This window comes from Arthrobacter cavernae, assembly GCF_017368795.1.
Classification (GTDB): domain Bacteria; phylum Actinomycetota; class Actinomycetes; order Actinomycetales; family Micrococcaceae; genus Arthrobacter; species Arthrobacter cavernae.
Map to the genome: position 1 here is coordinate 131866 of NZ_JAFNLL010000002.1, position 21909 is coordinate 153774.

General features: G+C 68.1%; 16 protein-coding genes and 1 tRNA gene. 6 read left to right on the forward strand and 11 right to left on the reverse strand.

Features of this window, described 5'->3' with window-relative positions; translation table 11 throughout:
* Positions 1–72 precede the first annotated feature (72 nt).
* Positions 73–144 (reverse strand) — tRNA-Gln (locus tag J1902_RS00580).
* Between the two features lie 224 nt (positions 145–368).
* On the opposite strand from J1902_RS00580, the gene J1902_RS00585 reads away from it, so the two are divergent.
* The gene (locus J1902_RS00585) at positions 369–968 is read left to right on the forward strand and encodes a TetR/AcrR family transcriptional regulator (protein ID WP_207614542.1); all 600 of its coding nucleotides are present in this window, start codon (positions 369–371) and stop codon (positions 966–968) included.
* Positions 969–1460: 492 nt separating this feature from the next.
* On the opposite strand, the gene J1902_RS00590 is transcribed toward J1902_RS00585, so the two are convergent.
* The 5 genes from J1902_RS00590 to J1902_RS00610 form a co-directional block, all read right to left on the reverse strand.
* Entirely contained in the window at positions 1461–3287 is a 1827-nt protein-coding gene (locus tag J1902_RS00590; RefSeq protein ID WP_207614246.1) for an ABC-F family ATP-binding cassette domain-containing protein, read from the reverse strand.
* 52 nt (positions 3288–3339) lie between these two features.
* Positions 3340–4302: a 4-(cytidine 5'-diphospho)-2-C-methyl-D-erythritol kinase gene (locus J1902_RS00595; protein WP_207614247.1), complete on the reverse strand. Its 963-nt coding sequence runs from the start codon at positions 4300–4302 to the stop codon at positions 3340–3342.
* Positions 4303–4328: 26 nt separating this feature from the next.
* Positions 4329–5210, reverse strand: a complete 882-nt coding sequence (gene rsmA / locus J1902_RS00600) for a 16S rRNA (adenine(1518)-N(6)/adenine(1519)-N(6))-dimethyltransferase RsmA (RefSeq protein WP_207614248.1) — start codon at positions 5208–5210, stop codon at positions 4329–4331.
* A gap of 26 nt (positions 5211–5236) precedes the next feature.
* Positions 5237–6379, reverse strand: a complete 1143-nt coding sequence (locus J1902_RS00605; RefSeq protein ID WP_207614249.1) for a resuscitation-promoting factor — start codon at positions 6377–6379, stop codon at positions 5237–5239.
* Positions 6380–6659: 280 nt separating this feature from the next.
* On the reverse strand, positions 6660–7544 hold the full coding sequence (locus tag J1902_RS00610; protein ID WP_207614250.1) for a TatD family hydrolase: 885 nt from the start codon (positions 7542–7544) through the stop codon (positions 6660–6662).
* Positions 7545–7713: 169 nt separating this feature from the next.
* Between J1902_RS00610 and J1902_RS00615 the strand changes: the two genes are divergently transcribed.
* Genes J1902_RS00615 through J1902_RS00625 form a run of 3 tightly spaced genes read left to right on the forward strand, consistent with a single transcriptional unit; the run spans position 7714 to position 12911 of the window.
* A complete protein-coding gene (locus J1902_RS00615) occupies positions 7714–8838 on the forward strand; it encodes an AAA family ATPase (protein ID WP_207614251.1) in 1125 nt (374 codons plus the stop codon).
* 12 nt (positions 8839–8850) lie between these two features.
* Positions 8851–10356 carry a DUF58 domain-containing protein gene (locus tag J1902_RS00620; RefSeq protein WP_207614252.1) on the forward strand — a complete coding sequence of 502 codons (1506 nt, stop codon included), beginning with the start codon at positions 8851–8853 and terminating at the stop codon, positions 10354–10356.
* Positions 10353–12911, forward strand: coding sequence for a transglutaminase TgpA family protein (locus tag J1902_RS00625; RefSeq protein WP_207614253.1), 2559 nt, complete (start codon positions 10353–10355; stop codon positions 12909–12911). The genes J1902_RS00620 and J1902_RS00625 overlap by 4 nt, the downstream gene beginning before the upstream one ends.
* Before the next feature lie 124 nt (positions 12912–13035).
* Here J1902_RS00625 and J1902_RS00630 read toward each other — a convergent pair whose 3' ends face one another.
* Both J1902_RS00630 and rsmI read right to left on the reverse strand, forming a co-directional pair.
* On the reverse strand, positions 13036–14517 hold the full coding sequence (locus J1902_RS00630; RefSeq protein WP_207614254.1) for an NAD-dependent succinate-semialdehyde dehydrogenase: 1482 nt from the start codon (positions 14515–14517) through the stop codon (positions 13036–13038).
* 164 nt (positions 14518–14681) lie between these two features.
* Positions 14682–15590 carry a 16S rRNA (cytidine(1402)-2'-O)-methyltransferase gene (gene rsmI / locus J1902_RS00635; RefSeq protein WP_372434293.1) on the reverse strand — a complete coding sequence of 303 codons (909 nt, stop codon included), beginning with the start codon at positions 15588–15590 and terminating at the stop codon, positions 14682–14684.
* 69 nt (positions 15591–15659) lie between these two features.
* Between rsmI and J1902_RS00640 the strand changes: the two genes are divergently transcribed.
* Entirely contained in the window at positions 15660–17393 is a 1734-nt protein-coding gene (locus J1902_RS00640) for a dolichyl-phosphate-mannose--protein mannosyltransferase (protein ID WP_207614255.1), read from the forward strand.
* A 4-nt stretch (positions 17394–17397) separates the two neighbouring features.
* Here the strand turns inward: J1902_RS00640 and J1902_RS00645 are convergent, their stop codons facing one another.
* Both J1902_RS00645 and J1902_RS00650 read right to left on the reverse strand, forming a co-directional pair.
* The gene (locus J1902_RS00645) at positions 17398–18507 is read right to left on the reverse strand and encodes a TIGR01906 family membrane protein (RefSeq protein ID WP_207614544.1); all 1110 of its coding nucleotides are present in this window, start codon (positions 18505–18507) and stop codon (positions 17398–17400) included.
* Between the two features lie 180 nt (positions 18508–18687).
* A complete protein-coding gene (locus tag J1902_RS00650; RefSeq protein ID WP_207614256.1) occupies positions 18688–19680 on the reverse strand; it encodes a stage II sporulation protein M in 993 nt (330 codons plus the stop codon).
* 155 nt (positions 19681–19835) lie between these two features.
* Between J1902_RS00650 and J1902_RS00655 the strand changes: the two genes are divergently transcribed.
* A complete protein-coding gene (locus tag J1902_RS00655) occupies positions 19836–20636 on the forward strand; it encodes an RDD family protein (protein WP_207614257.1) in 801 nt (266 codons plus the stop codon).
* 9 nt (positions 20637–20645) lie between these two features.
* Here the strand turns inward: J1902_RS00655 and J1902_RS00660 are convergent, their stop codons facing one another.
* Positions 20646–21872, reverse strand: coding sequence for a L,D-transpeptidase (locus J1902_RS00660; RefSeq protein ID WP_207614258.1), 1227 nt, complete (start codon positions 21870–21872; stop codon positions 20646–20648).
* Positions 21873–21909 lie beyond the last annotated feature (37 nt).

Consider the following 21909-nt stretch of genomic DNA (forward strand, 5'->3'; position numbering starts at 1 on the left):
GAATTCATCCTACCTGCGCCCGGTGGCAGCAATGCCGCTGCTCCAGGCACGGAGGACCGCATGATCCGGCCGTTCCGCCCATAGGACTCGAACCTATACTCCACGGCTCCAAAGGCCGGGGTGCTGCCATTACACCAGAGCGGACCGCGCCCGGAGCGTCGAACCCAGGGCACGAGTACCTATTTTGCCATGCCTTGGCGGTAGCTTGCGACACGGACGCGGCCGCGCCCTGGCCCGGGGGCCGGAACGGCTGGCTGCCCGGGGTGGTGCATGATGGACGGGTGAGCAACAGCACAGACCTTCCCCGGGCAGCGGCCCCCCACGGCGACGACAGCCATCGAGCGGCCCCCCAGGCAGTCCGTGCCCGCATGACCGGCCCGCAGCGGCGTGCCCAGCTCATGGGAATCGGCCGCGCCTTGTTCGCTGCCCGCGGCATGGACAGCACCACCATCGAGGAGATCGCCGCTTCGGCAGGCGTCTCCAAGCCCGTCATCTACGAGCACTTCGGCTCCAAGGAGGGGCTCTACACCCAGGTGGTGGAGCTCGAATTCCAGATCCTGCTCGAGTCCATCAACGAGGCCCTCGGCGCCGAAGCCAAGCCCCGCGTCCTCGTGGAGCGGGCCGCGCTCGCGCTGCTCGGCTACATCGAGGACCGCACGGACGGATTCCGCATCCTCATGCGCGACGCCCCGCCCTCCCAGCCCGAGGGCGCCTTCTCCACGCTCCTGTCCCACGTGACCGCCCGCGTGGAGCACCTGCTCTCCGACGAATTCGCCCGCCGAGGCTTCAGCACGGCCGACGGCGCCATGTACGCCCAAATGCTGGTGGGCATGGTGGCGATGACGGGCCAATGGTGGTTGGAGAGCCGCGAGCCCGAGAAGCGCGTAGTGGCTGCGCACCTTGTGAATCTGGCGTGGAATGGCCTCACGGGCCTGCAGAAGGAGCCGGAGCTCAAGTCCGAGGCGTAGCTTTTTGGTCGCGGTTCCGTATGCTTGCGTCCGCGGTGCAGGGGACCTTCGCCGTCGCTTAGACACACCGGATAGGTGACGCTACGGTCGCTGGGCGACCTTCACGCCACGATGCGTCGCGATGCGCTCCTACGCGAAAGTCCCCCGCGCCGCTATTGCCAATGTTCCGTTCAGGATGCCAACCGTTTCCCTGGCCCGCCTTGCAGGCCAGCGGCCGCTGGCGGGCACCATGGCGGATTGCGTGGACGTTGTGTCAGGTCTCGCGGTTGAGGGTAAGAGGAGCTTCCGAGCCCAGAGTGAGCCTGGACCTCATTCATCCCTCCCCAACGACAATCCCTCGGTGAGGTTGGCGACGACGGCGGTCGGCGGTGTTTCGCGAAGGAGCGCATCGCGACGCGTCAGGGCGTTGAGGTCGCCCAGCGACCGAAATGCCCTCTACGCGGCGTGTCTAAGCGACGGCGAAACAGCGCCGACCGCCACCCAGCAGCCCAGCTACTCGCCGAGGACTTCGGCTGCTTCCAACCATTCGAGCTCGAGGGCCTCTCGCTCTCCAGTGAGGTCCTTGAGTTTCTTGTTTTGCTCGGCCAGGGCGTCGAAGTCGTTCTCGGCGGTGCTTTTGACCATTTGCTCGTGGATCTTCTTTTCCTGCTGTTCGAGCTTGCCCAGCTGGCGTTCGATCCGGTTCTTGGCCTTGCGAGCATCGCGCTTTTCGGCTTCGGAGGCGCCCGGCGCCGCGGGGGCGGAGCTGCCGCCCGGACCCGTGACGGGGTTGCCGCCGCCGGTGATGGTGGAACCGGCCAGGGCGGATTCCCGGAGTTCCAGGTACTGGTCAACGCCGCGCGGCAGGGGGCGGATCTTGCCGTCACCCAGGAGCGCCATCTGGTGGTCCGTGACGCGCTCCAGCAGGTAGCGGTCGTGGCTGACCACCACGAGCGTCCCCGGCCAGCCGTCCAGGACATCCTCGACGGCGGCGAGCGTGTCGGTGTCGAGGTCGTTGGTGGGCTCATCGAGCATCAGCACGTTGGGCTCCCCCACCAGCAGGCGCAGGAGCTGGAGGCGCCGGCGCTCACCGCCGGAAAGGTCCTTGACGGGGGTCCACTGCTTCTCGTTCGTGAAGCCGAGCTGCTCCACGAGCTGGCCGGCGGTGAACTCCTTGCCGCCCACGTTGAAGGACCGCTTCTCGCGCTCGATCACTTCGATGACGCGCAGGTCCGAGACGTCGTCGAGCTCTTTGACCTCCTGGGTGAGCACCGCGGTGACCACGGTCTTGCCGCGCTTGAGCCTGCCTGACGTCGGCTCGATCTGGCCGTTGAGGAGCTTCAGCAGGGTGGTCTTGCCGGCGCCGTTGACGCCCACCAGGCCCAGCCGCTCCCCCGGTGCCAGCCGGAGCGTGATGTTGTCGAAGAGCTTCTGCCCGGCGTCGCCGCCGAGGAAGTCCAGCGAAACGTTTTCCAGGTCCAGGACGTCCTTGCCCAGGCGTGCCGTGGCCATCTTGCTCAGCGCCGTGGAGTCGCGCGGCTCCGGGACGTCGGCGATCAGGGCGTTGGCTGCCTCGATCCGGAATTTGGGTTTGGCCGTGCGGGCAGGGGCGCCGCGGCGCAGCCACGCCAGCTCCTTTTTCACGAGTTGCTGGCGCTTGCTCTCGACGACGGCGGCCGAGCGGTCGCGTTCGGCGCGGGCCAGCACGTAGGCCGCGTAGCCGCCGTCGAACGGGTCCATGATGCCGTCGTGGATTTCCCAGGTCCTGGTGCAGACTTCGTCGAGGAACCAGCGGTCGTGGGTGACCACCAGGAACGCGCCCTGGTTGGCCCGCCAGCGGGACTTCAGGTGCCGCGACAGCCACGCGACGCCTTCGACGTCGAGGTGGTTGGTGGGCTCGTCCAGCATGATGACGTCATGGTCCTCGATGAGGAGCTTGGCGAGGGCCACACGCCGCTTCTGCCCGCCAGAAAGGGCGTGGACGTTGGCGTGCCAGTCGACGTCGGACACCAGGCCGCCCATGACTTCGCGGATCTGGGGATTGCGCGCCCATTCGTAGTCCGCCTGGTCGCCGACGATCGCGGCACCGACGGTGAGGTCGCCGTCGAGCACGTCGCTCTGGTCCAGGTAGCCGATGTTGACGTCGCCGCGCTTGGTCACCCGGCCGGAGTCCGGTGTGGAACGCATGGCCAGCAGGCGCATCAGCGTGGACTTGCCGTCGCCGTTCCGGCCCACCATGCCTATCCGGTCACCTTCCTCGAGTCCGAGGGTGATGCCGTCCAGGACGGTGCGCGTCGCGTACGAAACCGTGAGGTTCTCGCCGCCAAGAAGGTGTGCCAAGGTGTACTGCTTTCTGCTGCTGAAATGCGAAGGGCTGATGGAGGGAAAGCTGTTAGAGAAGGGTGTCCGAGATGATCCGTGCCCCCGGCACAGGGCCGTGGACGGCCAGGGCATCGTGGCCGAGGTGCCGGAGCTCCTCGGCCAGCGCTTCGGCGGAACCGGTGTTGTGTGCGAGGAGGGCGATGGTGGGGCCGGAACCGGAGACGATGCCGGCGAGGGCGCCGTTGGACTCGCCCAGGCCGATGGTGTCGCGCAGTTGCGGAGCAAGATCGATGGAGGCGCGCTGCAGATCGTTGATGAGGACGCGGCTGAGGGCCTCCGGGTCGCCGCTGCGCAGGGCCTGCAGGATCTTGGGGTCCACCTCCACGGGATCGGGGACCTCCAGTCCCTCGGCGTCGCGGAGCCGGTCCAGGGTGCGGAAAACCTCGGGCGTGGAGAGGCCGTAGCCGGCACATACCAGCACCCAGTCCATCTGCGCCTTGGCAAGTGCCGGGGACAGTTCGTCGCCGACGCCCAGCCCGACGGCGGTGCCGCCCAGCAGCGAGAACGGCACGTCCGCGCCGAGCTCGGCTGCGAGATGGGCGAGTTCCTCCCGCGACAGGCCGCTGTTCCAGAGGGCGTCGCAGGCCAGGAGCGTTGCCGCGGCGTCGGCCGATCCGCCGCCCATGCCGCCCGCAACCGGGACGCGCTTGGTGATTTCAAGGTGGACGCCGGTGGCCTGCTCGGAGACATCGGCCATGATGGCTGCCGCCTTGTAGGCGAGGTTCCGCCCGTCCAGGGGGATGTCGACGCCGTCGAGGTCCAGGGTGCTGTTGGGGCTGATGCTGACGGTGATGCCGCCGGTCTCGGTGCTTGTTGCGGCCACTTCCTCATAGAGGGAGACCGCAAGGTACACGCTGGCCACGGAGTGGTAGCCGTCAGGGCGCAGCGGACCGACGTTGAGGGAGACGTTGACCTTGCCCGGGGCCTTGACCCGGACGGTCCGCGCGCTGAAGCGCCCGTGCGGGTTCTTCATGGTCCCCAGATTCATGGTCCCGGAGTTCATGCGTCCACTGGGTGGCGGGCCTCGGCGATCCGGACGTAGGCGGAGATGTCCAGCACCTCGCCACGGGCGGTGGGATCGACGCCGGCGGCGACCAGGCAGCGTTCGGATTCCATGGCCCCGCCTGCCCAGCCGGCCAGGGCGGCGCGGAGGGTTTTGCGGCGCTGGGCGAACGCGGCGTCGATGACGGCGAACACCTGCTCGCGGGTGGCGTGCGTTACCGGCGGTTCGCCGCGGGTGAAAGCGACAAGGCCGGAGTGGATCTTGGGGGCCGGCCAGAACACGTTCATGCCGATGACGCCGGCCTTGCGCATGTGTCCGTACCAGGCCGCCTTGACGGAGGGGACGCCGTAGATCTTGGATCCCGGCGTCGCCGCGAGCCGGTCCGCCACTTCGTCCTGGACCATGACCAGGCCGTGCTGCAGGCTGGGGAAATGCTGGAGCAGGTGGAGCACCACAGGCACGGCCACGTTGTACGGGAGGTTGGCAACCAGCGCGGTGGGCTGGACCGGGAGCTCGGTGACCTTCATGGCGTCGGAGAGCACGAGGTGGAAATTATCGGCCGCGTCCGGACGCCAGCTGCGCACCGTTTCCGGCAGTTTGGCGGCCAGCACGGGGTCGATTTCGACGGCGACCACGGACTTGGCGGCATCCAGCAGGCCGAGCGTCAGGGAGCCCAGCCCGGGGCCGACCTCCAGGACGGTCTCGGAAGGGTCAATCGCGGCGGCAGCGACGATCCTGCGGATCGTGTTGCCGTCGATCACGAAGTTCTGCCCCAGGGTTTTTGTCGGGCGAACACCGATTTCCTCGGCGAGCCGTCGAATGTCTGTGGCGCCCAGCAAAGGCGCGACGGCGGCGGGTTCGGAATTCGGTTCAGTCACCTAGGTATCGTATCGTCTGCGCGGCCTCAGGCCGCCCACCCGCAGCCCCAGTCACGCAAGCCGTTCTTGGCGTAGAGGCGGTTGGCGATGTCAATCTGCTGGGCCTTGCTGGCGAGGCTGGCGTTGGGCGCGTAGCTTCCGCCACCGTTGGCCAGCCATGTGGGGCTGGAGAACTGCAGGCCGCCGTAGTAGCCGTTGCCGGTGTTGATGGACCAGTTGCCGCCGGACTCGCACTGGGCGATCCGGTCCCACATAGCCTCGTTCGGGGCGCCTGTTGCGGCGCCGGTGGCGGTGCCGACGGCGGGCTTCGGGCGTTCCTTGAGGCCCACCGTGACCTTCTTGGCGACCGGCTTGACGGTGACGTTGCTGGAGACCTCGGTGCGGGACGCTTCGCGGCCGTCCACCAGGACCAGCTTGAAGGTCTTGACGACCTGGCCGGCGGCCCCGGCCTGGGTCTCGGTCTTCTCGTCCGTGTAGAGGTCCGCGCTTTGCGTGGTGATCGTTTCGAACGGCACTTCCTCGGTGGCATCGGCGGTCTTGCTGGTGTCCACGCGGGAGATCTTGATGACCATGTTCTGGACCACGGGGGCGTTGCCGGGCTGGGACACACGGTCGCTGGCGCCGACGGTGACGCCGGCGTCCTTGAGCACGGTGGCGACGTCGGCCGCCGTCGTGGTCTGCGCGGTGCTCTTGCCGTCCGCGACGAGGCGGATGGTCTTGGGTGTGGAGATGGACACAAAGGAGCCGGAGACGGCCAGGGCGGCGTCCTTGGGCTGGGACAGCGCGGCGGAGCTTGCCACGCCCAGTTCACTGACCAGTCCGGCGACGTCGGGGGCCGTGGTGTTGACGGTCCGGCGGGCACCATCGAGGCTGATGGCCACATCCTTGGCCAGGTTCACGTTGACCACCGTGCCGTTCTCCACACGGGCGTCCAGAGCCGGGGAGACCCGGTCCGCCGCCTTCAGTTCAACCTTGGCTGCCTTGACTACCTCGTCAACCGTGCCGCCGAAGGTCTGGACGGAGCTCACCTTGCCATCCACGTTGAGGGTGACCGTCTTGTTGTTGCCCACGAAGGCAACAACGCCCACAAGCAGTGCGGAGAGCACCAGCAGCTGCGCGCCGATCTTGAGGTAGCTGAACTTGCCGTCCGATGTGAAGAACTTGACCACGTTTGCCCGTATCTTTTGGACCATCCGGGCACGGGGAAAAGCGCACTAAACCAATCCGGCCGCAAACAATCAGGACCCGGCCGAAGCCTGGTCCTGAAGCCTGCAGCGCGGATTTGCGCCGCCATACTCATTCAACTGAAGCATTCATTGCGAACGAAGCACGATGTCCGAAGGCCTTCCCCGACCCCGGCTATTCCTTTCCACTGTAACCGAAGCGTTATATGGCGTCCAAGAAATCTGCATACCGGGTATTAGGCGGACGGCTCGATTCAGTCCGGAATCAGTCCCAAGACCCGTAGGCGGACACCGTGTTCGCGGCGAGGCGGGAGCACAGTTCCGAGAGCTCGGTGCCGGTCACTTCGGCCATGGACCGGACCGTGTATGGCACCATGTAGCTCGCGTTGGGGCGGCCACGGTAAGGGTGCGGGGTCAGGAACGGCGAGTCCGTCTCCACCAGGATCCGCTCCGGCTCAGCAATGGCCAGGGCTGCCCGCAGGCCGCCGGCATTCTTGAAGGTCATGGTGCCGGCGAAGGACATGTACCAGCCGTTCTCGTTGCAGATCCGGGCCAGCTCCTCGTCGCCGGAGAAGCAGTGGAAGACCACCCGTTCCGGGGCTCCTTCCTCGCGGAGCACCTGGACCACGTCGTCATGGGCATCGCGGTCGTGGATCTGCAGCGTGAGGCCGAGCCGCTTGGCGATGTCGATGTGCCGGCGGAAGGAATGCCGCTGGTGCACCAGGCCCTCGCCGTGGGTGCGGAAGAAGTCCAGTCCTGTCTCGCCGATGGCCCGTACCCGGGGGTGCCTGGCCAGCTCCTCTATCTCGGCGAGCGCGGACTCCAATTCCCCGCGTCCGGCGTAGACGGGGGCATCGTTCGGATGGATCGCCACGGCCCCGAGCAGGCGCGGATCGGCGTCAACGGCCTGAACCGTGAAGCGCGATGACTCCAGGTCGCAGCCCACCTGGATGGCGCCCTGCACGCCCACTGCCTCGGCGGCGTCGAGTGCGTCGGCAACGGCCACCTCGATCAGCCCGTGCCGGAAATCCAGATGCGTGTGGTTGTCCATGACCGGAACCGGCAACGGTTCCGGGGCGGGCGGGTACTCCTTGCGGGGATCACTGTCTTCGGGCGCCCGGTAGGAGGCGGGGGCGAGGGAATTGCACATGCTTCAACCTTAAGCGCCGCCGTCCCGGGCGCCGGGCAGCCCGGCGGAACAAATCAGCGCCCGCTCTGTCTGCCGCGGCAATACTCTGGGTAGTCTGGAACGAAAAGGCGGGAAGAGCGGCACGGCATCGTGGCCGGCCGGCTACCAGGCCACGGCTGAAGGGCAGTCCATGGACTCCAAGCGACACGTCACCGTTGGGGCTTCGGCTGTGCCGCAGGAGGCCTACGCTTCCCCGGCTCCGCAGGGCAGTTCCCTCAACGGCCACAAAGCGCAACTCATGGACCTCGGCAGTTTCCACGATGCCAGCGAGCGCATCCTGGGCGCCATCAACAAGGTCATCGACGGCAAAGCCGATGCCGCCAAGCTCGCACTGACCGTCCTGCTGGCCCAGGGACACCTCCTGGTGGAGGATGTTCCGGGCGTCGGAAAGACCCTTCTGGCTAAAACACTTGCCAGGACGGTCGACTGCACCGTGTCGCGTATCCAGTTCACACCGGATCTGCTGCCCTCGGACGTCACGGGCGTCTCGATCTACAACCAGGCCTCCCGGCAGTTCGAGTTCCGCCCGGGTGCCGTCTTTGCGAACATCGTGATCGGCGACGAGATCAACCGGGCCTCCGCCAAGACCCAGTCCGCGCTGCTGGAGTGCATGGAGGAACACCAGGTCACCGTGGACGGCCATTCCTACCAGTTGGGGCTGCCGTTCATGGTGGTGGCTACCCAGAATCCGATCGAGATGGAGGGCACCTACCCCCTTCCGGAGGCCCAGCGTGACCGCTTTATGGCCAGGATCTCCATGGGGTATCCGGACCGCGATTCCGAGATCGAGATGCTCGAAACCCACCAGGCCGTCTCACCGCTGGCCAAGGTCACCCCCGTCCTCACGGCAGCCGAGGTGGCGGCCATGATCGCCACGGTCCAACAGGTCTATGTGTCCCAGTCCATCAAGGAATACACCGTGGCGATCGGCCGTGCCACGCGCGACAGCGCCCGCCTGCGCCTGGGGGCCAGCCCGCGCTCCCTGCTGCAGCTGCTGCGGGCCGCGAAGGCCACGGCAGCCCTGGACGGACGCGACTTCGTGCTCCCGGATGACGTGGTGGCCGTCGCCGAGCCGGTGCTGGCCCACCGCATCATCCTGGACCGCAAGGCCGCAAGCTCCGGCGATACCGCGCAGAGCATCATCCGCGGCATCCTGGCTTCCCTTCCCGTGGCCCAGGACCCTGTGGCCACCGCACAGCGCACCCCGTTCGGTTCCCCGCAGGGATCGCCGCGCAGGGACAAGCACGGCGGCTAGGAAGCGGTCCACATGGCACTCCTGGAACGGCTGCCCAAGCACCTGTTTACCGCCCGGGGCTGGGGATTGCTCACCGCGGGGGCTGTTTCCCTGCTGTTCGCCTGGATCATGGGCCGCCGAGACCTGCTTACGCTGGCCCTCCTCCTCCTCGTCCTGCCGCTGGTATCCCTCGCCGGGGTCAGGCTCCTCAAGCCCCGGTTCCAGGTCTACCGGGAGTTCAATCCCTCCTCGGTGCAGACCGCCTCCACTACCACGGTCAGGCTCGCCGTTGCACGGACCACTCCCGCGAGCGGCCACGTGATCATGGAGGAACAGCTGCCGCCCCGCTTCGGCTCTCCCCCGGCCTTCCGCTTCCCTGCCCGGTCCGCCTCAGGCGGCACCAGCCGCTACGAGTACCACCTGCGCTCGGGCAAGCGCGGCCAGTTCAGGATCGGGCCGGTCACAGCCGAGTTCAGCGATCCGTTCGGCCTGTCCCTGCACCGGCACGCCATCGACGACGGCGACCTCCTCACCGTCACGCCCGCCGCCGTCGAGCTTCCGGTCACCGGCCTGGCCGGTGCCAGGGGCAACGACGGCGTCACCGCCACCCGGATCCGGGCGAATCCCAGCGACGACGACGTCATGACCCGGGAATACCGGCACGGCGACCCGATGCGCCGGGTCCACTGGCCCGCCACGGCACGCCACGGATCACTCATGGTGCGGCAGGAGGAATCGGTCACCACGCCGGAGGCCACCATCATCCTGGACCAGCGCTTCTCCGCCTTTGCCTCAGGCAGCGGAACGGTCTTCGGCAATGCGGGCCGGGACGAGGATTCGGAGCTGTTGACCAGCCCGAACTTCGAATGGGTGGTGACAGCAGCCATCTCCGTCAGTGCGCACCTGGCCGAACGCAACTATTCGCTCCGGCTCCTCGATGCCCACGGCCACCCTGCGTTCCGCAGATCGCCGTCTGCGCCGGACCCCGAGGCGGAGGAATTCAACGGCGTCGGCGGGCTGCATTCGATCGCCGAAGGGCTCGCCGCCATCCAGCTGAGCGGACCCCGGCATGTGCGGGCCGAGCACCACTCCAGCGAACGCGCAGGGTCTTCTGAGCGGGCAGGCTCCAGGCCCCGGGATACCGGCGGCGCAGCGGCCGCGCACCACGGCCGGGCGGCTCCCGGCGCCGGGACTGACCCCCTTGAGGCGGCCTTCGACGACCGTCTCATGGACAAGCTGGCGGCCCACCGGCTGCGTGGCCCCTTGCTGGCCCTGCTCGGCAACATGACGCTGGCGGAGGCAAAGTCCCTCGCCGTGGCCGCCGGCTACGGCGCCAACGCCTTCGCGATGGTCGTCACGGACACCACTGGCGGCAGCGAGGACATAGTTGACGCCCTGCGGCTGGGCGGCTGGCGGGCCGTTGCCGTCAGCTCGCGCACCGAACTCACCGCGGCATGGTCCAGCTTCGACGAAGGCGGCATCCTGGCGGCCGCAGCGGCAGCCATGGATGTGCGCCGGGGTGCGGCGGTGCCGCGATGACCACCACCTCGCGCCAGGGGCCCTCGGGTGCTGCCGCCTCCGGTCCCCACCAGTCCGGAAGCGGCCCGTCCGGGCTCGGCCCGCTCCGCCCGGCGGCCGGGAAGCCGGGTCCGGGCATCTATCCCTGGGCGATGTCCGGGGCCATCGCGGCGGCCGTCATCGGTGCCGCCATCTCCCTCAACGGGGTGCTGCGCGGCTGGGCCTGGCTCCTGCCCGTCATCACGGTGGTCTGCACCGTGGCCCTCACCCTGGCGGTGCTCCGTTCCCTGCGGGCCCAGTCCCTGCTGGCCATGCTGGGCGGGCTCGTTTCGCTGGTGGTCATCCTCACGTTCATCTTCTTCCGGCGCCACAGCATGGCCGGGATTATCCCCACTCCCGAGACACTGGCCGAGGCCGGCCGGCTGTTGAAGCGGGCCGCGGAAACAGTGATTTCCGAGAGCGCCCCGGTTGCCCCGAACGCCGGGATTGTCCTGGTCACCTGCGCCAGCCTGGGCGTGCTGGTGCTGCTCATCGATGCCCTGTCGGTGCCGCTGGACCTGCCAGCCAGCAGCGGACTCGGCTTGCTGGCGGTGCTGGTGGTTCCCGCCACCATCAAGCCGCAAAGCGTGGGCGTGGCAGGCTTCCTGGCCACCGCGGCGGGCTACCTCCTGATCCTGGCCTGCCGCCAGTGGTTCGCCCCTGATGCCAGGCTGCAGTCCGGAACCAGCAGGGGCGCGGGCCAGTTCAAGCGCTCGGCGCTCACGGGCGCCCTTGCCTTGGTCCTGTCGCTGGCGGTGCCCCTCGCCATCCCGGGGTTCGACAGCGGAACCTTCCCGCAGGGATCACGGCTCAATTCCTGGGGCACCTCCAACGGCCTGAACCCCATGATCACCCTCGGCAACAGCCTGCGCAGTCCCAGCGGCACGGGGCGCATCACGTACGCCAGCAGCGCCACCGGGCCCCTGTACCTGCGCTCGGTCACCATCGACCACTTCGACGGCGAAACCTGGGGACCGGACGACCGCGCCGGCAGCCGCCAGGCCGGCGTCGGGCAGATCCAGCCGGAGTATCGCCTCAGCGGCGAAACCATCAACTCCCTCACCGTCATCGACGCCGGACAGTTCACCAGCCCGTACCTCCCGGCTCCGTACGCGCCCACTTCAGTCAACGGGCTCAGCGGGCCCTGGACCTGGGATCCGGAAACCCTCAGCATCATGAGCACCAGCGCCACCACCCGCGGCCAGCAGTACACCGTGCTCTCGGCAGCGCCACGGCTGAGCGCCGTCGCCCTGGCGCAGGCCACGGGTGCGCCGCAGTCGATCTCGGAAGAATTCCTCAGGGTTCCGGGGGATGTCCCGGACATCGTCCGCCAGACCGCCGGCAGCATCGCCGCAGCGGGGAACAGCAGCTTTGCCAAGGCCCTGGCCATCCAGAAATACCTTCGTTCGGGAGCCTTCAGCTATTCGCTCCAGGCGCCGGTGCAGAACGGCTATGACGGCAACGGTCTGTCCGTGCTGGCGGATTTCCTCACCCAGAAGAGCGGCTACTGCGTACATTTTTCCTCCGCGATGGCCGTCATGGCACGGCTCCAGGGGATCCCCAGCCGGATCGCTGTGGGCTACGCCCCCGGCCGGCCCACAGGCGAAACCGTGACGCTGGGCGGCGAAGGCTCCTTCGCCGAATTCGAGGTGGACGCCCGCGACGCCCACGCCTGGCCGGAGCTCTATTTCGAGGGACTGGGCTGGGTGCCGTTCGAGCCCACGCCGTCACGCGGCACCGTCCCGGACTACGCCCTCGACGCCCAGCTTCCCGGCGGTGCCGGCACCAACCAGGACGAGCAGGACGTCCTGCCGGACACGCTCACCCCGCAGCCAAACAGCACCCCGCCTGAGGCCCAGGGCGTTGGCCCGGGAACGGGTTCCGGCAGCCAGCTGCTGGTCCTTGGCTTCCTGACAGCGGGAGCGCTGTTCTTGGCGGCCCTTCTGGTCTCCCCGGGGCTGGTCCGCCTGGGCATCCGCAGACGCCGCCTGCGTCCGCGGCCCACACTCGCGGAGACCTCCGCGGGAGGCATCGACCGGACCCAGTACGCTCTTCCCGCGCTTGCCTGGGATGAGCTCCAGGATCTCGCCGCCGACTTCGGCGTCCCCGCCGCCCCGAGCGAGACTCCGCGGCACTTTTCCGCCCGTTTGCGGGAGTCCAGCGCCCTCGGCGAAGCGGGAGGGAACGACGACGACGGGCACCGCGCCGTCGTCTCCCTCACCGGTGACTTCGAACGGCAGCGCTACGGCCGGCCCGACGCTGCAGACGTGCCCACTGCCGACGGGCCGGCTTCCGAGGCCTCGACGGCGGACGCGCAGGCTGCGGAGCGGATCGGCGCCGTCCGGGATTCCTTCCGCGGCAACGCCTCCTGGTGGGTGCGCTTCCGCGCGGACTGGCTGCCGCCGTCGCTCATGCACCGCTGGTCCCGCCTGCTGGGCACCCCGTTCCGCGGAACGGCTCGGATCGCGCAACGTGCCGCCCGCGCGCTGCGGGGCTTCCGGCGCCGGCTGCGCTCACTGCTCCCGGGACGGCACTGAGCCCCCGGATACGGAGCAATACGGTACTACCCCGCCGCACAGCAGGCGAGGCCCGGTGCAGGAACCAATGGTTCCCGCGCCGGGCCTCGCTTGCTGCGTGTGCCGCTGCTGCGTGTGCCGTTATTTAGTCGGCGTACGGGTCGGCGATGCCCACGTACTGGGTGTACAGGTACTCCTCGATGCCTTCGGAGCCGCCTTCGCGGCCCAGGCCGGACTGCTTGACGCCGCCGAACGGGGCGGCCGCGTTGGAGATGACGCCGGCATTCAGGCCGAGCATGCCGGTCTCCAGCTTCTCGCTGACGCGCAGGCCGCGGTTGAGGTCCTTCGTGAAGACGTAGGCCACCAGGCCGTACTCGGTGTTGTTGGCCAGCTGGATGGCCTCGTCCTCGGTGCTGAAGGTCACGATCGGGGCCACCGGGCCGAAGATCTCTTCCTTCAGGATGCGCGCGTCGGCGGCGACGTTCTTCAGCACTGTGGGCTGGTAGAAGTAGCCGGGGCCGTCAACAGCGGCACCGCCGGTGACGGCGGTTGCTCCGCCGGCCACGGCGTCGGCCACAAGGGCGTGCACGCCGTTGCGGGCCTTGCCGTCGATCAGCGGGCCCACCTTGGACTCGGGCTCGGTGCCGCGGGCGACGGCGAGCGAGGAGATCTTGGCCGCGAACTTTTCCGCGAAGGAATCGGCGATGGACTCGTGCACGATGAAGCGGTTGGCCGCGGTGCAGGCCTCGCCCATGTTGCGCATTTTGGCGGCCAGGGCGCCCTCGACGGCCTTGTCCAGGTCGGCGTCCTCGAAGACCACGAACGGGGCGTTGCCGCCGAGCTCCATGGACGTGCGCAGCACCTTGTCCGCGGCTTCGCGGATGAGGGCCTGGCCCACCGCGGTGGAGCCGGTGAAGGAGATCTTGCGCAGGCGATCGTCCTTGATGAGGGGTCCGGTGACCTGGCCGGCGGTGGAGGTCTGGATGACGTTCAGGACGCCGGCGGGAAGCCCGGCTTCCTGCATGACCTCGGCGAACAGCAGGCTGGTCAGCGGGGTCAGGTTGGCCGGCTTGAGCACCATGGTGCAGCCTGCGGCGACGGCCGGGGCCACCTTGCGCGTGGCCATGGCCAGCGGGAAGTTCCACGGGGTGATGAGCAGGCACGGGCCAACCGGCTTCTTCTGTACCAGGAGGCGGTTCTTGCCGTCCGGGGCTGCGGAGTAGCGGCCGCTGATGCGCACGGCTTCCTCGGAGAACCAGCGCAGGAATTCGGCGCCGTAGGCAACCTCACCACGGGCTTCGGCCAGCGGCTTGCCCATTTCCAGGGTCATCAGCAGTGCGAAGTCCTCGGCGCGGGCGGTCACCAGCTCGAAGGCGCGGCGCAGGATTTCGCCACGTTCGCGCGGTGCGGTGCGTGCCCAGCCGGCCTGTGCCGCGGCAGCAGCGTCCAGCGCGGCTGCGCCGTCTTCGGCGCCGGCATCGGCGATGCTGAGGAGGACCTTGCCGGTGGAGGGGTCTTCAACATCAAAGGTGTTTCCGGATGCCGCCGGGAGCCACTGACCGTTGATCAACAGACCGGTGGGGACGGAATCCAGCAGGACGCTTTCGCGTTCGGCAGTGACAGTCATGGCGACTCCTTCGTCTACGGGTGGCCATTGGATGGTTGCACCACTTGGTTCCTGGCCAGTAAGTGGCCTGAATTACTGCCACGGTACTGCCCGGCGACAAGCAATGTCTACGCATCCGCGCACTGCCGGACAGGGTCCAAACTGTGCAGCTGCACAATGGCTTCCTACCGGGCGGCGAGAACGGCCGAATAGAGTTCCCGCTTGCTGATCCGGGCATCGTCGGCCACGGCTGCGACGGCTTCCTTCAGGCGGATGCCCTGCGACACTAGTTCGTTGACGGCGGCCACGTGGTCCTCGGGCTTGCCGGGGGCCGGTTCGGGGGCACCGCCCACCACCACGGCGATCTCGCCGCGGATTTCGTTGTTCTCGGCCCATTCGAGCAACTCCCGGAGGGTGCCGCGGATGACTTCCTCGTAGGTCTTGGTCAGTTCCCGGCACACTGCGACGCGGCGGTCTGCGCCGAAGCGTTCGTGCAGGGCGCGCAGCATCACTTCGAGCCGGTGCGGCGCTTCGAAGAAGACCATGGTGCGGCGTTCATCCGCCAGCTCTGCCAGGCGCGAACTCCGCTCCCCCGACTTCCGGGGCAGGAAGCCTTCAAAGCAGAAACGGTCGGTGGGCAGGCCGGACAAGGCAAGCGCGGTCAGCACCGCGGACGGGCCCGGCGCCGCGGTCACGGACAGCCCCGCCGCCACAGCACCCTCGACCAGGCGGAAGCCGGGGTCCGAGACCGCCGGCATTCCGGCGTCGCTCACCATCAGGATCGTCTTGCCAGCCCTCACGTGGTCCAGCAACTCCCCCGTCTTCGCCGCCTCGTTGTGCTCGTGGTAGCTGACGACCCGCCCGGAGACGGTAATTCCCAGGGACTGGACCAGCCGGTGCAGGCGGCGCGTGTCCTCCGCGGCGATGATGTCCGCCGTCGTCAGCAGTTCCACGAGGCGGGTGGTGGCGTCCCCGACGTTGCCGATGGGGGTGCCTCCCAGCACGATCCGGCCGATGCCCGGAACGCTGCCCGTGCCTTCGGGCTCGACGGCGGGAAGGGGTGTCTCTTCGGGGGTGCTGAGTTGATCGTCCACCTGTTCAGCCTAATGCCGCAGGGCCCGCAACGCCGCAGCAGGCCTTGGGACGGGGGCGCAAAAGGTAGCATGGGCTGCGTGACCCAGTCCCCCGTTCCCAGCGCCCCATCCGGAACTGCGGAGGCGGGCACGGCCACGGCGGCACCCCCGGTGCAAGTCCACCTGCCCGGCCGCGGACTCGGCGGTCATGACTGGATGGCCCGGCCGGACGGGGCGTACAGCGCCGCGGCACTCCGGATCCGGCTGGTCGGCACCCTCCAGGGCTGGCGGGACTACCCGCCGTCGCTACGGCTGTGGTTCTGGCTCATCCCCACCCTCACGGCGGCGCTGGGCGGGATCCTGCGGTTCGTCCGCCTCGACTCCCCGCACAGCCTGGTCTTCGACGAGACGTATTACGTCAAGGACGCTTACTCGTATCTGCTAAGCGGCTACGAGCGCAACTGGCCCAGCAAGGCCAATGACTCCTTCAATGCGGGCAACCCCGGCGTGCTGCTGGACACCCCCGAATATGTGGTGCACCCGCCGGTCGGCAAGTGGATGATCGCCTTCGGCATGTGGCTGTTCGGCCCGGACAATCCCTTCGGCTGGCGCTTCGGTGCCGCCCTCACGGGAACCCTGTCCATCTTCCTGCTCTCCGTGATCGCGCTGAAGCTGCTGCGCTCGCACCTGCTCGCTGCCGTGGCGGGGCTGCTCATGGCCGTCGACGGCCACCACCTGGTCATGTCCCGGACGTCGCTGCTGGACATCTTCCTGATGTTCTGGATCCTGGCCGCCTTCGGCGCGCTGCTGATGGACCGCGACGACGGCAGGCGCCGGCTGGCGGCCCGGCTCGCCGCCGCGGCCGCCACCGCCAAGGACGGCATCCCGTCCGCCCTGGCGCTGTCCTCCGGGCCGTGGCTGGGAATGCGCTGGTGGCGCCTTGCCGCCGGAATCTGTCTGGGCCTGGCCGTGGGGACCAAGTGGTCTGCGCTCGCCTTTGTTGCCGCGTTCGGCATGCTGACGGTGTTCTGGGATATGAGTGCGCGGCGCATTGCCGGCATCAGGAGCTGGCCCAGCGCGGCCATCATCAAGGACGGCATCCCGGCTTTCCTCACCATGATCCCCGTGGCCGCCTTCACCTACCTTTGCACCTGGGCGGGCTGGCTCGCGTCCAAGGACGCCTACTACCGGCGCTGGGCGGCGGACAACCCCTCCAGGGAATGGGGCTGGGTGCCCGGCTGGATCCGTTCCCTGACGCACTACCACCTTGAGGCCTACAAGTTCCATCAAGGGCTCAGCTCCGACCACCCTTACGAGGCCAGTCCGTGGACTTGGGTCATCATGGGCCGCCCCACGTCCTTCTTCTACCAGTCCCCTGCCCAGGGCACGGCCGGCTGCGAAGCATCCAACTGTTCCTCCGCCATCCTGTCTGTGGGCAATCCCGTGCTCTGGTGGGGCGCTACGATTGCCCTGGTGGTGCTGCTGTTCTGGTGGGCCGGGCGGCGCGACTGGCGTGCCGGGGCGATCCTGGCCGGCGTCGCTGCCGGGTATCTGCCGTGGTTCATGTATCCGGACCGCACCATGTTCTTCTTCTATGCCGTCTCGTTCGAACCGTTCCTGGTCCTGGCCCTCACGTACGCCCTGGGGCTGGTCCTGGGCAGGAGCAGCGATCCGCCGTGGCGCCGCCGCTGGGGCCTGCATGTGGTTGCAGTCGCGGTGGTGCTCGCAGTGGTGGCGGCAGCGTACTTCTACCCCGTCTGGACCGCGGAAGTGATCACCTACCGGGACTGGCGTCTGCGGATGTGGATGCCGTCATGGATCTAGGGTGCTATTTGCGGTTTTCCGTGGCTTCCATGCCTGCCGGGGCGTCCCCTGGTTCATCCGCGGCCGTGTCCTGGGACAGCGCGTCGCCGGAGTCACCGTCCTGGGCCGAGCCGTCCTGGGCGTCCGAATCCCGGGCCGACAGCCCTCGGCGGCGGCGCGTGGGCCACGTCAACACGAGGGTCGCGGTCGCTGCCACGAACACCAGGGCCGCGATGGCGATGCCTGCGTCCATCCAGAACTGCCCCGGGAAGAGGCGGATCAGGGTGTCGTCAAGGGCAAAGGTCCAGGTGCCGCTGGCAAAGAAGATCCGGTGGAATTCGGTGAAGAACTGCTGCCAGCCCATGACCCCCAGCACGCCGAGTCCGATGATGACCGCCAGGGTGACGATGGAGCCGGCGAAGAGACCGCGCCGGATGCCGCCGTTGCTGCGCTTGCGCAGGTAGATCATGGCAATGATGCTCAGGACGATCAGCAGGGCACCGGCACCGAAGGACGAGAGCATCACCAGCTTCACATCCGCCATGTGGGCCACTTCGCTGCCCTTGAACAGCTTGCTGCCGTCCTGGCCCACCAGATCGCCCAGGTAGCGGGGCCCCGCCCAGTTGCTGAGGTAGTCCATGGCGTACGAACCATAGGTCATGCGGTCTTCGGTGCTGAAGCCGTAGCCGTCCCCGGGGAAGCCCGGGCGGTTGTATTCCACCCACAGGAACAGGGCGCTGGTCACGGCACGCACGGCGAGCACCAGCAGGATTACGGGGTAGAACACGGCCAGCAGGACCTGGAAGACGCGGGGCGCCGCAGGCTTGGCGTTGGCAGCCTGCTCGCGTTCGGCATTGCGGCGGGCCACTTCGGCTTCCGGCGGCCGGATGTGAAGGGACGACGTCGGCAGCGGCTCGGAGAACAAGTCCGGTTTGCCGGAGGTTTCCGCAGTGGTGGAGGCATCCGCGAACAGCGGCGGTTCCGGCATGGTGTCCGCGGCTTCGGCCGCCTTTCGGTCCGCGCGGCTGCCGGGCTGCGCGGCGGGTGTGGCCCCCGTGGCCGGCTTGGGCTCCCCGGCGGCCTTGGGCGTCATCCACTCGAATGCGGGTTCGTCGTTGTCGCCCTGGGCATCCATGTCCGGATCCTTCGGTATGTGGCGATTCTCGCTCACGTCAGCTTCTCTTCCCTAGGCAACACACGCGCCGGCACACCGTTCAGGCCCGGCACTCTTCTGTCTTCGAGCCTACCGCCAGCCCTTGGGCGCGGACGAGGAGCCACCCCGGTCCGCGCACGATTGCAAGCCATCCTTGGCGGTTCAGGCGGCGATCCGTGAGTAGCCAGCGTCGTTGCTGTCCAGATCACCGGTGGCCCCGGCACGGACGGCCCGGCGCCCCAGCACCAGTGTGTACGTCCAGTACGCCGCCAGCACCACCGCCCCGATGAGCAGCTTGGCCCAGACCGGCAGCGGGCTCGGCGTCACGAAGGCCTCCACCAGGCCGGAGATGAGCAGCACGAACACCAGGCCCAAGGCCACTGTGATGAGCGAGCGGCCTTCGTCGGCCACGGCCTGCAGCCGGGTCCGCGGGCCGGGCCGCACCATGGCCCAGAAGATGTGCAGGCCGCCGGCGCAGGCGACAAAGACGGCCGTGAGCTCCATGAGGCCGTGCGGCAGGATGTAGCTGAAGAAGACGTCCAGCTTGCCCGTCGCGGCGAAGATGCCCGCCGCGACTCCCACGCCCTGCGCGTTGGCGAACAGGATCATGGGCACCCAGAATCCGGTGATGCCCAGGGCAACAGCCTGCGCCGAGATCCACGCGTTGTTGGTCCACACCGCCCCGGCGAAGGAGGCCGCCGGGTTCGCCGAGTAGTAGTCGATGAAGTCCTCGTCCACATACTGCTGGACCTTGGCGCTGCTGCCGATGGCCCTGAGCGCCTCGGGTGACAGGCCGATCCAGAGGGCATAGGCACCGCCCACCAGGACGAAAAAGAGGCCGCACCAGATGGTCAGCCAGCGTAGCCGGTAGAAGGCGGCGGGCAGCGCGATCACAAAGAAGCGGGCGAGGTACTCCATGAAGTTGGAGCGCGCGCCGGTGAAGCGCGTCCGGGCCTGGGCGAGCGCCGCCGACAATGACGCCGACAGGGCACTTTCCGGGGCCACCGAGCGGATGAGGGACAGGTGGGAGGACACGGTCTGGTAGAGGCGCAGCAGTTCGTCGGCCTCGGCACCGCTGAGCCGGCGCCTGCGCCCGAGCTCGTCCAGGCGCGACCATTTGCCGCTGTTCACGGCCGAGAAGGCATCGATGTCCACGGCACCACCCTAGTGCCTTGCTGCCGCCCCCGGACACGGCGCCGGCGTTGCCTCCGCGCGCGCCGCGAGGGGATCCGCTGCCCGGACCGCAGGGCTAGACTCGTTGCAGCGGGGCCGGACGGTCCTGCTCTTCGTGCGAGGCAGTGGGGGCCGGCTTGAGTCCAATCATTACCGGGGAAGCGGTGGTCCTGGAACTGCGCCCGGCGTCGTTCGGCGTGCGCGCCCTGGGACTCGTCCTCGACGTCATCGTCCACACGGTCCTGCTGATCGGGCTTATTCTGCTGATCGGAATGGCGGCTGGCGAGCTCGATGAAGCGGCACTCCGGGCACTCGTACTGGTGGCGGTGGTCTTTTCCTTCGTGATCGTCCCCGTGGCGGTGGAGACGATCACGCGTGGCCGCTCGCTCGGCAAGTTTGCTGCCGGGCTCCGGATTGTGCGCGACGACGGCGGTTCCATCCGTTTCCGGCATGCGGTGATCCGGGGCCTGCTCGGTTTCGTGGAGGTCTACCTGACGTTTGGCGGCCTCGCGATCGCCGTGGCTTTGTTCAGCGACAAGTCGAAGCGGCTCGGTGACGTGGCGGCCGGGACCTACTCCCTTCGCTTGCGTGTCCCTGCCGAGCGCCGGATCCTGTCCTTCGCTCCGCCGTACCTGCAGGCATGGGTGTCCTCGGCGGACATCGGCAGGGTCCCGGATGCCACGGCACGCCGGGCCGCGCAGTTCGTGCAGCAGGCCCACCACATGGCACCGGCGTCGCGGGACAGCCTGGCAGCTTCCCTGGCTACCGAGCTTGCAGCGTACGTGGCGCCTCCGCCTCCGGCAGGCACCAGGCCGGAAGACTACCTCGGGGCAGTCCTGGGCGAACGCCGGAACCGCGAACTTGCGCGGCTCCAGCGGACAGAGGAGCGCAGCGCTGCCATCGCCGGACGGCTCAACAAACTGCCCTTCCAGCAGTAGGAAGCGCGGTCAGCGCTGGGCGTAGCTGGCCCAGGCCATGTTCCAGTCCCCGAAGCCTTCGAGCGGCTCCACGGCCGGGGCTCCCGTATTCAGCACCTGCACGACGTCGCCCGTGGACATGTTGTTGAAGAACCAGGCGGCGTCTGCCGGCAGCAGCCCGACGCAGCCGTGCGAGACGTTGGAGCGGCCCACGGCGCCCCAAGCAGATTCAAGGGCCTGGTGAACGTAAACGCCGGAGGATGTGAGCCGGTTCGCGTACTCCACGACGAGCGGCGGGTAGTAGCCCTTGTCGCCGGGCTTGAGGCCGATGCTGCCTGCGTTGAACTTGGAGTGGCGCTCCTGCTCCATGATCACGGCGTAGCCCGTGGGCGACAACCAGTCGGGGCTGCCCAGCGTGACGGGCGCGGTCTTGACCAGCTGGCCGTCGAAGTACACGTTCATGGTCTTGGTGACGTCGTCTACAACGGCCACACGCTGCGGGCCTGTGGTGAAGGAAGAAGTGACGTTGCCGTTGCCGATCATCTTGTTGCCAAAGTCAACGCCCAGGAGTTTCATGTCCACGGTGACCTGGGTGTTGGAGGCCCAGAAGGTCTCGGGGCGGATGCGCACCTTCTGGTTGGAATACCAGTGCCAGGCCACGGGCTGACCGGAGGAAACTGTGACCTTGACGAGCTGCTCCATGGCGGCTTTGTCGGCCACGGGTTCGCTGAAGTTGATTTCGATCGGCTGCCCTGAGCCCACCGTGGATCCGTTGCTCGGGTAGATCGAGGCGTCGGCTTCGTTGGCGGCCGAGACTGTGGTGAAGGTCTGGGTCTTCCGGGTCTCGCGGCCGGCACCGTCAACGAGCGTGAAAGCGTAGCTGTACTCTGTGTTGAATTTCAGCGGTTCCAGGGTGGTCCATGAGCTGGCGTCGGCACTCGTAGAGCCCTTGACGGGAGTGCCGCCCTTCAAGGGAGCCAGGACAACATCCTTGAGCGTGCCGTTGACGGCTTTGATCTGGGGTCCGGCGACGGGATTCCATTCGCGGGCGCCATCAAGGGGTGTGATGCCCAGTTCGACGGGCTTTACGACCACGTCCTGACCCTCGCCGCTGCCCTGGGACGAGCCGGCATTGGTCTGCGTGCCTCCAGCCCAGTTCGGCGCCGTCGCTATGCCGATTCCGCCGGCCGCGATTGCCGCGCAGATCCCCACAATGCCGAGGATCTTGCCCGTCTTCCGTTTCCTGACGTCCGTCATGATTCCAGTCTCCATGTCCCCAGCAAGCAGGCCGGTA

What these genes read in the sequence shown, in the direction of transcription:
- J1902_RS00610 (WP_207614250.1), bottom strand. Translation starts at nt 7,544, where the DNA reads ATGTGCAATTCCCTCGCCCCCGCCTCCTACCGGGCGCCCGAAGACAGT.
- J1902_RS00645 (WP_207614544.1), bottom strand. Translation starts at nt 18,507, where the DNA reads ATGGATGCCCAGGGCGACAACGACGAACCCGCATTCGAGTGGATGACG.
- J1902_RS00630 (WP_207614254.1), bottom strand. Translation starts at nt 14,517, where the DNA reads ATGACTGTCACTGCCGAACGCGAAAGCGTCCTGCTGGATTCCGTCCCC.
- J1902_RS00660 (WP_207614258.1), bottom strand. Translation starts at nt 21,872, where the DNA reads ATGACGGACGTCAGGAAACGGAAGACGGGCAAGATCCTCGGCATTGTG.
- J1902_RS00615 (WP_207614251.1), top strand. Translation starts at nt 7,714, where the DNA reads ATGGACTCCAAGCGACACGTCACCGTTGGGGCTTCGGCTGTGCCGCAG.
- J1902_RS00620 (WP_207614252.1), top strand. Translation starts at nt 8,851, where the DNA reads ATGGCACTCCTGGAACGGCTGCCCAAGCACCTGTTTACCGCCCGGGGC.
- J1902_RS00585 (WP_207614542.1), top strand. Translation starts at nt 369, where the DNA reads ATGACCGGCCCGCAGCGGCGTGCCCAGCTCATGGGAATCGGCCGCGCC.
- J1902_RS00595 (WP_207614247.1), bottom strand. Translation starts at nt 4,302, where the DNA reads ATGAAGAACCCGCACGGGCGCTTCAGCGCGCGGACCGTCCGGGTCAAG.
- J1902_RS00625 (WP_207614253.1), top strand. Translation starts at nt 10,353, where the DNA reads ATGACCACCACCTCGCGCCAGGGGCCCTCGGGTGCTGCCGCCTCCGGT.
- J1902_RS00640 (WP_207614255.1), top strand. Translation starts at nt 15,660, where the DNA reads ATGGGCTGCGTGACCCAGTCCCCCGTTCCCAGCGCCCCATCCGGAACT.